Annotated in this window: 11 protein-coding genes; all 11 read right to left on the reverse strand. The window is 60.0% G+C overall.

What is annotated here, in order from left to right:
- Positions 1–4 precede the first annotated feature (4 nt).
- The 11 genes from HU743_RS03370 to bamA all read right to left on the reverse strand — a co-directional run bounded on the left by HU743_RS03370 (position 5) and on the right by bamA (position 15,147).
- Complete coding sequence (locus tag HU743_RS03370) at positions 5–1,636, reverse strand: CTP synthase (protein ID WP_186550194.1); 1,632 nt, start codon at positions 1,634–1,636, stop codon at positions 5–7.
- Positions 1,637–1,910: 274 nt separating this feature from the next.
- Positions 1,911–3,239: a tRNA lysidine(34) synthetase TilS gene (gene tilS, locus HU743_RS03375; protein WP_186646933.1), complete on the reverse strand. Its 1,329-nt coding sequence runs from the start codon at positions 3,237–3,239 to the stop codon at positions 1,911–1,913.
- Between the two features lie 148 nt (positions 3,240–3,387).
- The gene (locus HU743_RS03380; protein ID WP_186620934.1) at positions 3,388–4,335 is read right to left on the reverse strand and encodes an acetyl-CoA carboxylase carboxyltransferase subunit alpha; all 948 of its coding nucleotides are present in this window, start codon (positions 4,333–4,335) and stop codon (positions 3,388–3,390) included.
- A gap of 139 nt (positions 4,336–4,474) precedes the next feature.
- Complete coding sequence (gene dnaE / locus HU743_RS03385) at positions 4,475–7,996, reverse strand: DNA polymerase III subunit alpha (RefSeq protein WP_186646934.1); 3,522 nt, start codon at positions 7,994–7,996, stop codon at positions 4,475–4,477.
- Between the two features lie 76 nt (positions 7,997–8,072).
- A complete protein-coding gene (gene rnhB, locus HU743_RS03390) occupies positions 8,073–8,699 on the reverse strand; it encodes a ribonuclease HII (protein ID WP_186550332.1) in 627 nt (208 codons plus the stop codon).
- A gap of 11 nt (positions 8,700–8,710) precedes the next feature.
- Positions 8,711–9,844: a lipid-A-disaccharide synthase gene (gene lpxB, locus HU743_RS03395; RefSeq protein ID WP_186647103.1), complete on the reverse strand. Its 1,134-nt coding sequence runs from the start codon at positions 9,842–9,844 to the stop codon at positions 8,711–8,713.
- A complete protein-coding gene (gene lpxA, locus HU743_RS03400) occupies positions 9,844–10,620 on the reverse strand; it encodes an acyl-ACP--UDP-N-acetylglucosamine O-acyltransferase (protein ID WP_064364255.1) in 777 nt (258 codons plus the stop codon). The genes lpxB and lpxA overlap by 1 nt, the downstream gene beginning before the upstream one ends.
- A complete protein-coding gene (gene fabZ, locus HU743_RS03405) occupies positions 10,617–11,057 on the reverse strand; it encodes a 3-hydroxyacyl-ACP dehydratase FabZ (protein ID WP_042557884.1) in 441 nt (146 codons plus the stop codon). The genes lpxA and fabZ overlap by 4 nt, the downstream gene beginning before the upstream one ends.
- Before the next feature lie 106 nt (positions 11,058–11,163).
- Positions 11,164–12,219, reverse strand: coding sequence for a UDP-3-O-(3-hydroxymyristoyl)glucosamine N-acyltransferase (gene lpxD / locus HU743_RS03410; RefSeq protein WP_186646936.1), 1,056 nt, complete (start codon positions 12,217–12,219; stop codon positions 11,164–11,166).
- Positions 12,220–12,222: 3 nt separating this feature from the next.
- Positions 12,223–12,726, reverse strand: coding sequence for an OmpH family outer membrane protein (locus HU743_RS03415; RefSeq protein ID WP_003222140.1), 504 nt, complete (start codon positions 12,724–12,726; stop codon positions 12,223–12,225).
- 45 nt (positions 12,727–12,771) lie between these two features.
- Positions 12,772–15,147 (reverse strand): outer membrane protein assembly factor BamA, encoded by a 2,376-nt coding sequence (gene bamA / locus HU743_RS03420; protein ID WP_186550184.1) that lies wholly within the window; start codon positions 15,145–15,147, stop codon positions 12,772–12,774.
- Between the last annotated feature and the right edge of the window lie 7 nt (positions 15,148–15,154).

Consider the following 15,154-nt stretch of genomic DNA (forward strand, 5'->3'; position numbering starts at 1 on the left):
CGGGTTACGCCTTCTTCTGGTGTTGAGCCAACGCGGCTTTGACAAAACCGCTGAACAGCGGATGGCCGTCACGTGGTGTCGAGGTGAACTCAGGGTGGAACTGGCAGGCGACGAACCACGGATGATCCGGGGCTTCAACCACTTCGACCAACGCGGCATCAGCGGAGCGACCGGAAATCTTCAGGCCGGCTTCGATGATCTGCGGCAGCAGGTTGTTGTTCACTTCGTAACGGTGACGGTGACGTTCGACGATCACGTCCTTGCCGTAGCAGTCGTGCACTTTGGAGCCCGGCTCGAGCAGGCAGTCCTGCGCGCCCAGGCGCATGGTGCCGCCCAGGTCCGACGATTCGGTACGCACTTCAACAGCGCCGGTGGCGTCTTCCCACTCGGTGATCAGACCGACAACCGGATGGCCGCTGGCACGATCGAACTCGGTGGAGTTGGCGTCTTTCCAGCCCAACACGTTACGGGCGAATTCAATGACCGCCACTTGCATGCCCAGGCAGATGCCCAGGTACGGCACCTTGTTTTCACGAGCGTACTGAACGGCAGTAATCTTGCCTTCCACGCCACGCAGACCGAAGCCACCCGGCACCAGAATCGCGTCGACACCTTCGAGCAGCGCAGTGCCCTGGTTCTCGATGTCTTCGGAATCGATGTAGCGCAGATTGACCTTGGTGCGGTTGCTGATACCGGCGTGGCTCATCGCTTCGATCAGCGACTTGTAAGCGTCCAGCAGCTCCATGTACTTGCCGACCATGGCGATGGTCACTTCGTGTTCCGGGTTCAGCTTGGCGTCAACCACCGCTTCCCACTCGGACAGATCGGCGCTGCCGCATTGCAGACCGAAACGCTCGACGACGAAATCGTCCAGACCCTGCGAGTGCAGGATGCCCGGGATCTTGTAGATGGTGTCGGCGTCTTCCAGCGCGATGACCGCACGCTCTTCAACGTTGGTGAACTGCGCGATCTTGCGACGCGACGAGATGTCGATCGGGTGATCGGAGCGGCACACCAGCACGTCTGGCTGCAGGCCGATCGAACGCAGTTCCTTGACGGAGTGCTGGGTCGGCTTGGTCTTGGTCTCGCCAGCGGTGGCGATGTACGGCACCAGCGTCAGGTGCATCAGCATCGCGCGCTTGGCGCCGACCTCGAAACGCAATTGACGGATGGCTTCGAGGAAAGGTTGCGACTCGATGTCACCGACGGTGCCACCGATTTCGACCATTGCCACGTCGGCGTCACCGGCACCCTTGATGATGCGGCGCTTGATTTCGTCGGTGATGTGCGGAATCACCTGGATGGTTGCACCCAGGTAGTCACCACGGCGCTCTTTGCGCAGCACGTGCTCGTAGACACGGCCGGTGGTGAAGTTGTTGTTCTGGGTCATGGTCGTGCGGATGAACCGCTCGTAGTGGCCCAGGTCCAGGTCAGTCTCGGCGCCGTCGTGGGTGACGAACACTTCACCGTGCTGGAACGGGCTCATGGTGCCCGGGTCGACGTTGATGTACGGATCCAGCTTAAGCATGGTGACCTTAAGCCCCCGCGCCTCCAGGATGGCCGCCAATGAAGCCGAGGCAATGCCTTTCCCCAATGAAGAAACAACACCGCCCGTGACGAATATGTAGCGCGTCATGAAAAACCCTAGAAGTCTGCGTTAAAGCGGTACGAGCCGCCGGGGAAAGCGAAGGAAGGCCGAAGCCCCCGATCACCTGCATTAATCACAGTGCACCTTTCAAAAAAACCGCCGCGTTGGGACAGACCGGCAGATGAAACACCGGAAGGTTGCTCGCTACACATTTTTTGGAATCGCCCAGCAAAGACTGCTTGGTAATCGGCAACTCCTGCGATTCAGGCGAATCCACAGAAGTTGTATCAAGAAGGGAGCGTAGTCTACCGGAATGCCCCTTTCATCTCAAACCTTGATCTTCGTCTGTTGGCTGCCAATGCAATTTCCAGTTGTCGTGCGTATCGCCATCAAGGCCCGCCAGGTTGGCCACCGCGAGTAATTCATCGCCACGCAACAGCAGCGGCAATCTGCCACGCAAGAAACCCGGCACCGCGCGCTCGTTGAGCAGGCGCTTGAGATCACGATGACCACGGTCGGTCAGCCGCAGCACTTCGCCGCCCTGCCGGTAAGCAATCCGCAGCGGCCCCTGGGGAGGCTGCCCACAGAACATGACGCGACCGTTACCCGGCAAGCGTAGCGCTGACGCCGGGGCCTGCCATTCGCCGCCGATCGCTGGAACTTGCAGCCAGTCGCCGCTGAGCCACCAGAGGCGGCCAGCGCCGCGGTGCAGTTCGCCATCGGCCAGTCGCCAGACCGGTGCAGCATCCTGGGCCGCGTCGCGCAGATGGGTCCAACCCGACCAATGGTCAGTGTCGGGCAGACGAGTCAGCGGTTCGAGCCAGTGACTGAGGGCGTTTCGCTGGCGCGCGGCGGACAAGGCGGCCAACGGTGCCAGCGCCAGCGATGGCACCCCCAGCCAGTCGAATTCATGGGCAGTTTCGGCCTGTGCCAGGTCGATCCGCGCCAGTTCATCCAGCAAGCCTTGCGCCTCACGCAGATGCGCAGCCGTGCGCGACAGGCTGGCCTGCGCTTGCGGCCAGCGCTCGGTCACGGCAGGCATGATCCGCTGGCGCAGAAAGTTTCGTGAGAAGCGCTGATCCTGATTCGACGGGTCCTCGATCCAGCGCAACTGATGAGCCTGTGCATAACGTTCCAGCTCGGCGCGACCAACGTCCAGTAACGGACGAACCAACACGCCCTGCCCCACTGGCCGCTGCGATGGCATCCCGCCAAGCCCGCGCACACCGGCACCGCGCAACAGCCGAAACAGTAGCGTTTCCGCTTGATCGTCGCGGTGCTGGCCGGTCAGCAGCACCTCATTGGTCTGCGTCAGCGAACTGAACACCGCATACCGCGCATCCCGCGCCGCCCGCTCAAGGCTCGCCCCCGGTTGCACCCTCACCCGCTGCACTTGCAACGGCACACCCCAAGCATCGCAAACGGCTTGGCAATGTTGCGGCCACGCATCTGCCGCAGCTTGAAGACCGTGATGGATGTGGATAGCGCTTAGCGCAGGGAGGGATTCGGTTTTTGCCAGGGTGGCAAGAAGGTGCAGGAGGACAGTGGAATCGAGGCCACCGGAAAACGCGATGCGCCAGTGAGCGGCGTGGCGCCAGGGCTCAAGGTTCAGCAGAAGCCGGGATGGCAAATCAATCGGGGACTGACCCATATCTTTCTCTTTGCCCCAATCGAATGTGGGAGCGGGCCTGCTCGCGAATGCGGTAAAACAGCCAACAAATAGGTTGAATGTTACATCGCTTTCGCGGGCAAGCCCGCTCCCACAGGTTTTCGCATCACCAGCCGAATCGGCGCTCGACTTAGAGACCGTAGCTCATCAGGCGATCGTAACGGCGCTTGAGCAGCGCTTCGTTATCGAACTGCTTGAGCATCGCCAGTTGCGAGCTCAGCTCGGCACGGATCGAAGCGGCAGCAGCCGCCGGATCACGATGCGCGCCGCCCAGTGGCTCGCCGATCACCTTGTCGACAATACCCAGGCCTTTCAGACGCTCAGCGGTGATGCCCATCGCTTCGGCGGCATCCGGTGCTTTTTCTGCGGTTTTCCACAGGATCGACGCGCAACCTTCCGGCGAGATCACCGCGTAGGTGGAATATTGCAGCATGTTCAACTGATCGCAGACACCGATGGCCAGCGCACCGCCGGAACCACCTTCACCGATCACAGTGGCGATGATCGGGGTTTTCAGACGCGACATCACACGCAGGTTCCAGGCGATCGCTTCGCTCTGGTTGCGCTCTTCAGCGTCGATACCAGGGTAGGCGCCCGGGGTGTCGATGAAGGTCAGGATCGGCATCTTGAAACGCTCGGCCATTTCCATCAGACGGCAAGCCTTGCGGTAGCCTTCCGGACGCGGCATGCCGAAGTTGCGGCGTACCTTTTCGCGGACTTCACGGCCCTTCTGGTGGCCAATGATCATCACCGGCTGGTCTTCCAGACGGGCGATACCACCAACAATGGCAGCGTCGTCGGAGAAGTGACGGTCACCGTGCAGTTCATCGAACTCGGTGAAGATGTGTTCGATGTAATCGAGGGTGTAAGGGCGTTTCGGGTGGCGCGCCAGGCGTGCGATCTGCCAGCTGGTCAGCTTGCCGAAGATGTCTTCGGTCAGCGTTCTGCTCTTGTCCTGCAGGCGGGAGATCTCATCGCCGATATTCAGCGAATTGTCATTACCGACCAAGCGCAACTCTTCGATCTTGGCTTGCAGGTCGGCGATCGGCTGTTCGAAATCTAGAAAATTCGGGTTCATAGGCGTCCGTCTTGGGTCGTGTCCCAAATGAGCTTGGGCCGGCCGGTTGTCTATTCGCGCCCTACCTTAAGGGAGAGGCGCGCTGAGGTCGAGATTAAAAATTCAGGTTGTGCACAAGCGCAATAATGGCACTTGCCGGTCAACGGTATTGGAGGAAGACGTTGTCTCGCCCGAACTGGTCACGCAGTGCTTGAATCAACGCATCCGCCGGGTCGATCCGCCAGGTCTCGCCGAACTGCAGCAAGGTCTTCGCTTCGGGGCTGGTGTACTCCATGGTGATCGGGCAGGCGCCACGATGACGCTTGAGCAACTCACCCAACCAGCGTAGCTGATCGCCTTTGAGGTCCTGGGTGTGCAGTTTCAGGCGCAAGCTCTCGGCCAAGTTGGTGCGCGCATCTTCCATGCTCATCACCCGCTTGACCCGCAGGCGCAGGCCGCCGGAGAAGTCGTCGTTGCTGACTTCGCCTTCGACCACCACCATCGCGTCGGTCTGCAACAGCGATTGCGCCGAATGGAACGCTTCGGCAAACAGCGACGCCTCGATCCGCCCCGAGCGGTCGTCGAGGGTGATGAAGCCCATCTTGTCGCCCTTTTTGTTCTTCATCACCCGCAGGGCAATGATCATTCCCGCCACGGTCTGGGTGTCGCGGGCCGGTTTCAGGTCGATGATGCGCTGACGGGCGAAACGGCGAATCTCGCCTTCGTACTCGTCAATCGGGTGACCGGTCAGGTACAGGCCCAAGGTGTCTTTTTCACCTTTGAGGCGTTCCTTCAGGGTCAGCTCCTTGGCCTTGCGATGGCTGGCGTAAACATCGGCGTCTTCCTCGACGAACAAGCCGCCAAACAAGTCGGCGTGACCGGAGTCGTGGGTACGCGCGGTCTGCTCGGCAGCCTTGATCGCCTCTTCCATCGCCGCCAGCAGCACGGCGCGGTTGCGGTCGATGTTGGCCTGATAAGCCTTTTGCTCGTCATGGAAGTACGGGCCCAGACGATCCAGGGCACCGCTGCGGATCAAACCGTCGAGGGTGCGCTTGTTGATGCGTTTGAGGTCGACGCGGGCGCAGAAATCGAACAGATCCTTGAACGGACCGGCCTGACGCGCCTCAGTGATCGCTTCCACCGGGCCTTCACCGACGCCTTTGATCGCGCCGAGGCCGTAGACGATGCGGCCGTCGTCGTTCACCGTGAACTTGAACTCAGAGGTGTTCACGTCCGGCGCGTCGAGGCGCAGCTTCATCGTGCGCACTTCTTCGATCAAGGTCACGACCTTGTCGGTGTTGTGCATATCCGCCGAGAGTACCGCGGCCATGAACGGCGCCGGATAGTGGGCTTTCAGCCAGGCGGTCTGGTACGACACCAGGCCGTAGGCGGCGGAGTGGGATTTGTTGAAGCCGTAACCGGCGAATTTTTCCACCAGGTCGAAAATGTTACCGGCCAGATCGGCGTCGATGCCGTTGGTCGCACAACCTTCAATGAAGCCGCCACGCTGCTTGGCCATTTCTTCGGGTTTTTTCTTACCCATGGCTCGCCGCAGCATGTCCGCACCGCCGAGGGTGTAACCGGCCATGACCTGGGCAATCTGCATCACCTGTTCCTGATACAGGATGATGCCGTAAGTCGGTGCCAGGACTGGCTTGAGGCCGTCGTACTGGTAGTCCGAGTGCGGGTAGGCCAATTCGGCGCGACCGTGCTTACGGTTGATGAAGTCGTCCACCATGCCCGATTGCAGCGGGCCTGGACGGAACAGTGCCACCAGTGCGATCAAGTCTTCCAGGCAGTCGGGCTTGAGCTTTTTGATCAGCTCTTTCATGCCCCGCGACTCAAGCTGGAACACCGCCGTGGTTTCGGCTTTTTGCAGCAGCGTGTAGGTCGGTTTGTCGTCCAGCGGGATAAACGCGATATCCAGTGGCGGCTCGTTGACCTTGGCGCGGTCGCGGTTGATGGTTTTCAGCGCCCAGTCGATGATCGTCAGGGTTCGCAGACCGAGGAAGTCGAACTTCACCAGACCGGCCGCCTCAACGTCGTCCTTGTCGAACTGGGTCACCAGACCGTCGCCGGCCTCGTCGCAGTAGATCGGCGAGAAGTCGGTCAGCTTGGTCGGGGCGATGACCACACCACCGGCGTGTTTACCGACGTTACGCACCACGCCCTCGAGCTTGCGCGCCATTTCCCAGATTTCCGCCGCTTCTTCATCGACCTTGATGAAGTCACGCAGGATTTCTTCCTGCTCGTAGGCTTTTTCCAGGGTCATGCCGACTTCGAACGGAATCATCTTCGACAGACGATCGGCCAGGCCGTACGACTTGCCCTGCACCCGCGCCACGTCGCGGACCACAGCCTTGGCGGCCATGGAACCGAACGTGATGATCTGGCTTACCGCATTGCGGCCGTACTTCTCGGCCACGTAGTCGATCACCCGGTCACGACCGTCCATACAGAAGTCGACGTCGAAGTCGGGCATCGAGACCCGTTCCGGGTTGAGGAAACGTTCGAACAGCAGGTCATATTCCAGCGGGTCGAGGTCGGTAATCTTCTGGACGTAAGCCACCAGCGAGCCGGCACCCGATCCCCGACCAGGACCGACCGGCACGCCGTTGTTCTTGGCCCACTGGATAAAGTCCATCACGATCAGGAAGTAACCGGGGAAGCCCATCTGGATGATGATATCCAGTTCGAAATTCAAGCGGTCGACGTAGACCTGACGCTTGGCTTCGTAATCTTCGGTGGTGTCCTTGGGCAGCAGCACCGCCAGTCGTTCTTCGAGACCGTCGAAGGAGACCTTGCGGAAATATTCGTCGATGGTCATGCCATCGGGAATCGGGAAGTTGGGCAAAAAGTGGGTGCCCAGTTTCACTTCGATGTTGCAGCGTTTGGCGATCTCGACGGTATTTTCGACAGCGTCGGGAATGTCGCTGAACAGCTCGATCATTTCCTCGGCGCTTTTCAGGTACTGCTGATCGCTGTAATTCTTCGAACGCCGCGGATCGTCGAGGGCACGGCCCTCACCGATGCACACGCGGGTTTCGTGGGCGGCGAAGTCTTCCTGCTTGATGAAGCGCACATCGTTGGTCGCCACCAACGGCGCGCCAAGCTTGTCGGCCAGCGCCACAGCGCCGTGCAGTTGCTCTTCGTCGTTGGGACGGTTGGTGCGCTGGATTTCCAGATAGAAACGATCCGGGAACACCGCCATCCACTCGCGCGCCAAGGCCTCGGCCTCGGCCGGGTTGCCGCCAATCATGGCCATGCCGATCTCGCCTTCTTTGGCGGCGGACAGCATGATCAGGCCTTCGCTGGCCTCGGCGACCCACTCGCGCTCGACGATGACCATGCCGTTGCGCTGGCCTTCAATGAAACCTCGCGAGATCAACTCGGTCAGGTTGCGATAGCCCTTGGCATTCATCACCAACAGGCTGATGCGGCTCAGCGGCGCATCCGGATCCTTGTTCGCCAGCCACAGGTCGGCGCCGCAGATCGGCTTGATGCCTGCGCCCATGGCGTTTTTATAGAACTTGACCAGCGAACACATGTTGTTCTGATCGGTGACCGCGACCGCCGGCATGTTCATGCCCGTCAGCGCCTTGACCAGCGGCTTGATTCGCACCAGCCCGTCGACCAGGGAGTATTCAGTGTGCAGGCGTAGATGAACGAATGAAGCCGGCATAGTGATCCTGTCCAGTTACATGGAAACAACAAGGCCCGGATTGTACCGGGCCTCGAACAAAACATCAGCCTTGCGACTAAACCTGCGTCAGGCTTTCCAGCGCCTCGTAAGCCAGGCGTACCGGGGCGAACGAGCGGCGGTGAATCGGCGTCGGACCGAGCCGTGCCAACGCTTCCAGATGAACGGGGGTCGGGTAGCCTTTATGACCGCCGATGCCGTAGCCCGGATAGATTAATTCGAACGCTGCCATTTCGCGGTCGCGGCTGACCTTGGCCAGAATCGACGCCGCCGCGATCGCTGGCACCTTGCCGTCGCCCTGAATCACCGCCTCAGCGCGCATCGGCAGTTGCGGGCAGCGGTTGCCGTCGATCATCGCCAGTTTCGGCTGGATGTGCAGGCCGGCCACCGCACGCTGCATCGCCAGCATGGTCGCGTGGAGGATGTTCAGCTCGTCGATTTCTTCGACCTCGGCACGGGCAATGCACCAGCTCAGGGCCTTCTCGCAAATCTCGTCATAGAGCTTTTCACGCTTGGCTTCGGTGAGTTTCTTCGAGTCGTCGAGACCAAGGATCGGCCGGTTCGGGTCGAGGATTACCGCCGCCGTCACGACTGCACCGCACAACGGGCCGCGGCCGACTTCATCGACACCGGCGACCAATTCTTCGACTTCAGCGACCAGGGTGAAATCCAGGCCCATCTGCATGCTTGCCTTGCTCATCGTTTTTCGCCGATCAGGTTAAGGACGGCGTCCGCCGCCTGATTGGAAGCGTCGCGCCGCAACGTGCGGTGGATCTCGTCGAAGCCACGGGTCTGCTCCTCACCGCCATCGATCAATGGCGACAGGGTCTGCGCCAAAGCCTCGACCGTTGCATCATCCTGCAACAGCTCGGGCACCAGCAAGCGCTGGGCGAGCAGGTTCGGCAACGAGACGTACGGACTCTTGACCAGGCGCTTGAGGATCCAGAACGTCAGCGGCGCCAGACGATACGCCACCACCATCGGCCGCTTGTACAACAGCGCTTCGAGGGTCGCGGTGCCGGAGGCGATCAACACGGCGTTGCAGGCGGCCAAGGCCAGATGCGATTTGCCGTCGAGCAGCGTCACCGGCAGATCTCGACCGGCCAGCAGGGTTTCGATTTGCTCACGACGCTCAGGATTGGCGCACGGAATCACAAAACGCACCCCCGGGCGCATCGCGCGCAGGCGTTCGGCAGTGTCGAGGAACAGCGCGCCGAGGCGACTGACTTCACCGCCACGGCTGCCCGGCATCAGGGCCACCAGCGGCCCGTCGGGCAAGCCCAGCTCGGCACGCGCGGCGGCGCGATCGGCTTCCAGCGGAATGGTATCGGCCAGGGTGTGGCCGACGAAACGCACCGGCACGCCTTTTTCTTCATAGAATCGGGCTTCGAACGGCAGCAACGTGAGCATCAGGTCGCAGCCCTCGCGGATCTTCAGCACACGCTTTTGTCGCCAGGCCCACACCGACGGGCTGACGTAGTGCACGGTCTTGATCCCGGCCTGACGCAGCTTGAGTTCGATATTGAGGGTGAAGTCCGGCGCGTCGATGCCAATGAACACATCCGGCTTTTCGGCGATCAGTGTGGCGATCAGGTCCTTGCGGCGCTTAAGCAGCTCGCGCAGCCGACCGAGAACTTCCACCAGGCCCATGACCGACAAGCGTTCCATCGGGAAATACGACGTCAGGCCTTCGGCCTGCATCAGCGGACCGCCGACGCCGATGAATTCGATCGCCGGGTGTTGAGCCTTGAGCGCACGCATGAGGCCGGCGCCGAGAATGTCACCGGAAGCCTCACCCGCCACCAGCGCAATACGCAGACTGGCCATAATCAGCGGGTGATGCCGCGAGTCGACGCCTGGATCGAATCGCGGAACACGGCGACTTCAGGGAATTGCGCAGAAGGTTCGACCAGTTCGGCCAACGCCTGCTCGACCGTCAACCCTTGGCGATAAACAGTTTTATAGGCACGACGCAGCGCATGGATCGCATCTTCGCTGAAGCCACGACGGCGCATGCCTTCGAAGTTCATGCTGCGGGCTTCGGCCGGGTTGCCGAATACGGTGACGAACGCCGGAACGTCCTTGCCGATCGCAGTGCCCATGCCGGAAAAGCTGTGGGCGCCGATGTGGCAATACTGATGCACCAGCGTAAAACCGGAGAGGATCGCCCAGTCATCAACATGCACATGGCCCGCCAACGCGGTGTTGTTGACCAGGATGCAGTGGTTGCCGATGACACTGTCGTGGCCGATGTGGGCATAGGCCATGATCAGGTTGTGATCACCCAGCGTGGTTTCCGAGCGGTCCTGAACGGTGCCACGGTGAATGGTCACGCCTTCGCGGATGACGTTGTGGTCACCGATCACCAGGCGGGTTTCCTCGCCCTTGTACTTCAGATCCGGGGTGTCTTCGCCTACCGAAGAGAACTGGTAGATGCGATTGTGTTTACCAATGCGGGTCGGCCCCTTGAGGATCACATGCGGCCCGATCACGGTACCCTCGCCGATTTCCACACCTGCGCCGATGATCGACCACGGGCCGACCTCGACGCCGTCAGCCAGGACGGCAGACGGATCGATGATTGCGCGAGGGTCAATCAAACTCATACTTTTTGTTCCGCACAGATGATCTCGGCCGAGCAGACCGGCTTGCCATCCACCGAAGCCTGGCACTCGAATTTCCAGATCTTGCGCTTGCAACTGATAAAGGTCGCTTCGAGGATCAACTGGTCGCCCGGTTTGACAGGCTGGCGGAAGCGCAGCTTGTCGGAACCGACGAAGTAGTACAGGGTGCCGTCGGCCGGTTTGACGTCGAGCATTTTGAAACCGAGGATCCCGGCAGCCTGAGCCATCGCTTCGATGATCAGCACGCCCGGCATGATCGGATGCGCCGGGAAATGACCATTGAAAAACGGCTCATTGATGCTGACATTCTTGTAGGCGCGAATGCGCTTGCCTTCAGTGTCCAGATCCACCACCCGGTCCACCAGCAGGAACGGGTAACGGTGAGGCAGGTATTCGCGAATCTCGTTGATGTCCATCATTTCAGGGGAAAGCCTATGTAAAGATTGGGAGCGCGACTGACGCGCACTCCTCTAGCAAATCAAGGAGGCAGTCTAGAGGCTGTGCACACTTGATATGGAAATGGTATCAGCCATCAGATGAAGCATTACCGTCAGGGGTCACTTCCCCGACGCGCTTTTCCAGCTGTTTCAACCGTCGCGCGATGTCATCGAGCTGACGAATGCGGGCCGCGCTTTTGCGCCATTCGGCCGCCGGTTGCATGGCTGTACCGGATGAGTAAGCGCCCGGCTCGGTAATCGAGTGGGTCACCATGGTCATCCCGGTCAGGAAAACGTTGTCGCAAATTTCAATGTGGCCGACCAGACCGACACCACCGGCGAGCATGCAGTGCTTGCCGATTTTGGTGCTGCCGGAAATGCCGACACAGGCGGCCATGGCGGTGTGATCACCGACCTGGACGTTGTGCGCAATCTGGATCTGGTTGTCGAGCTTCACACCATTGCCAATCACGGTATCGGCCAGCGCGCCGCGGTCGATGGCGGTGTTCACGCCGATCTCGACATCGTCGCCGATGGTCACGCCACCAATCTGGGCAATTTTCTGCCAGACGCCTTTCTCGTTGGCAAAACCGAAACCTTCGCCGCCGAGCACCGCACCGGACTGGATGACCACGCGTTTGCCGATGCGCACATCGTGATACAGCGTCACGCGCGGCGCGAGCCAGCCACCTTCGCCGATTTCACTGCGAGCACCGACGACGCAATGCGCGCCCAGCGTCACGTTTGCGCCAATCCGCGCGCCGGCTTCGATCACCACGAACGGGCCGATGCTGGCACTTGGATCGACTACCGCGTCCGCTGCTATCACCGCTGTCGAATGTATCCCCGCAGCCGCTTTTGGTTTCGGATCGAACAAATGCGAGAGGCGCGCGTAAGCCAGATAAGGATCCGGCACCACCAACGCATTTCCGGCAAAACCTTCAGCGTCGGCTTCCTTGAGCAGCAGTGCAGCCGCCTGCGAACCGGCCAGGTATTTGCGGTATTGGGGATTTGCCAGAAAGCTCAACTGAGCTGGGCCAGCCTCTTGCAAAGTGGCTAGCCCAGTAATTTGCTTCTCCGGGTCGCCACGCAGGGTGGCGCCGAGGTACTCGGCCAACTGGCCGAGCTTGATAGTCACGGTCATGGGTTACTTCAGCTGATTCATGCGCTCGATAACCTGGCGCGTGATGTCGTACTGAGGCTTGACATCGATCACTGCGCCACGCTCGAACACCAGGTCAAAACCACCTTTCTTGATGACTTCTTCCACAGCGCTGTCCAGCTTCGGCTTCAGCTGCTTGAGCATTTCGCGGTCGGCAACGGCTTTGGCTTCATTAAGTTCCTTGGACTGGAACTGGAAGTCACGGGCCTTTTGCTTGAATTCCAGCTCCAGACGCTCACGCTCGCCCTGCTGCATCTTGTCGCCACCGGCCATCAGACGGTCCTGAATGCCTTTCGCGCTGCTTTCCAGGGTTTTCAGCTTGGTCAGTTGCGGGCCGAATTTCTTCTCGGCATCCACGGCGTACTTCTTGGCCGCGTCGGATTCCAGCAAGGCCATCTGATAGTTCAGCACGGCAATTTTCATGTCGGCAAACGCCGGGCCTGCCACCAGTACGGAGGCCAGGAGAACCAATTGAGTCAACTTACGCACGATGCACTCCTACAAAATCCATTGTCGTTATCTTGGGTCAGACGCTTAGAACGTCTGGCCGAGGGAGAATTGGAACACTTGAGTTTCAGCTTCATCCGGTTTCTTGATCGGCATCGCCAGTGCGAAGCTCAGAGGACCCAGCGCGGTGACCCAGGTCACGCCGACACCGACGGAACTGGCCATGTTACTCAGGCTGATGTCATTGCACTTGGTGTTGGACGAGGAACCGTTCGCGTTCGTAGTGTCCTTGCACTGCGAGTCAAACACGTTACCGACATCCCAGAATACCGAAGTACGCAGGGAGCGCTGATCCTTGACGAATGGCAGCGGGAACAGAACTTCAACACCGCCCTGGATCAGGACGTTACCACCGAACGGCAGCGGATCCTGGTCCGGGTCCGCGATGGTCCCCGGGTTGGTGCCCCGGCTCGGCGTACTGCGCGGGCCAAGCGTACTGTCCTTGAAGCCACGTACCGAGTTGAAACCACCGGCATAGTAGTTTTCATAGAACGGCAAGCCGTCGGTCGAACCGTAGCCGTCGCCATAACCCAGCTCGGTGTGCAGACGCAGGGTGTAATTCTCAGTGATCGGCTGGAACAGCTGGCCGCGGTAATCAAGCTTGAAGAACGACAGATCGCTGCCCGGAATAGTGGATTCCAGTGTCAGGCTCTGGGAACGGCCACGGGTCGGCAGTACACCTTTGTTCAACGTCGACTCGGACCAGCCGGCCGACGCCTTGAAGTTCAGGTAGTTATCGCCTTCCTTCTCAACGAAATCGAAAATCTCGTCAACGGTGTAGCGACCGGTGTTGATCTTGTCCTGCTGGGCCGACAGACCGAAGGTCAGACGCGAAGTCTCGCTGATCGGGTAACCGACGTTGACGCCAGCACCCAGACTGTCGACCGCATAGCTCGAAATATCGGCGTCGAGTTCATCGTAGTCAGTGGTGCGATAGAACGCGTTGTAACCCAGGCTCACGCCATCGGCAGTCCAGTAGGGGTCAACGTAACCGAAGTTGTAACGGCTCTGGTATTCGCTGCGGGTCAGGCCGACGCTGACGCGGTTACCGGTGCCGAGGAAGTTGTTCTGGGTGATCGAACCACCCAGAATCAGACCGGCACTCTGGGCGAAACCGACGCTGGCGGTGATCGAGCCGGACGCCTGTTCTTCAACGGCGTAGTTCACGTCAACCTGGTCGTCGACACCTGGCACGGCCGGAGTTTCAACGTTGACTTCCTTGAAGAAGCCCAGACGTTCCAGACGGGTCTTGGACTGGTCGATCAGGTAGGTCGAGGCCCAGCCACCTTCCATCTGACGCATTTCACGACGCAGCACTTCGTCCTCGGACTTGGTGTTGCCACGGAAGTTGATGCGGTTGACGTAGGCACGCTTGCCCGGATCAACAGCGAACAGGATGTCCACGGTGTGGTCGTCGTCGTGCGGTTGAGGCACGCCGTTGACGTTGGCGAAGGTGTAACCCTCGTTACCCAGGCGACGGGTGATCAGTTCGGAGGTGGTGGTCATCAGCTTGCGCGAGAACACCTGGCCCTTCTGCACCAGCAGCAGGGACTTGATCTGGTCTTCCGGGACTTTCAGGTCACCGCTGAGCTTGACGTCACGAACGGTGTACTTCTCGCCTTCCGTCACGTTGACAGTGATGTAGACGTGCTTCTTGTCCGGGGTAATCGATACCTGGGTCGAAGCGATGTCCATGTTGATATAGCCACGGTCCAGGTAGTAGGAACGCAGACGCTCCAGGTCACCGGACAGTTTTTCACGGGCGTACTTGTCATCGTTCTTGAAGAACGACAGCCAGTTGGTGGTTTTCAGTTCGAACAGGTCGGTCAGGTCTTCCTCGGGGAACACCGTGTTGCCCACCACGTTGATGTGCTGGATGGCGGCAACGGTACCTTCGTTGATCTTCACTTTCAGACCGACGCGGTTACGCGGCTGCGACACCACTTCGGTGTCGACGGTCGCCGAGTAGCGACCTTGCGCGACGTACTGACGTTGCAGCTCGTTACGCACGCCTTCGAGGGTGGCACGCTGGAAGATTTCGCCTTCGGCCAGACCGGATTGCTTGAGGCCCTTCATCAGGTCTTCGGTCGAGATCGCCTTGTTGCCTTCGATCTCGATACTGGCGACCGATGGACGCTCGACCACGGTGATGACCAGAACGTTGCCTTCGCGGCCCAGCTGGATATCTTGAAAGAAACCGGTTTTGAACAACGCACGAGTGGATTCCACCAGGCGACGATCATCCGCCTGCTCGCCGACGTTCAACGGCAAGGCACCAAAGACGCTACCCGCGGAGACCCGCTGGAGGCCATTGACGCGAATATCAGAGATAGTGAAGGACTCGGCGTGAACTTCGGCGATCATCAATACGGTGAGAACCGCAGTTAGCAGCAGACGTTTCATGAAGTCC

Source organism: Pseudomonas sp. SWRI99 (genome assembly GCF_014270125.1).
Taxonomy (GTDB): Bacteria; Pseudomonadota; Gammaproteobacteria; order Pseudomonadales; family Pseudomonadaceae; genus Aquipseudomonas; species Aquipseudomonas hamedanensis.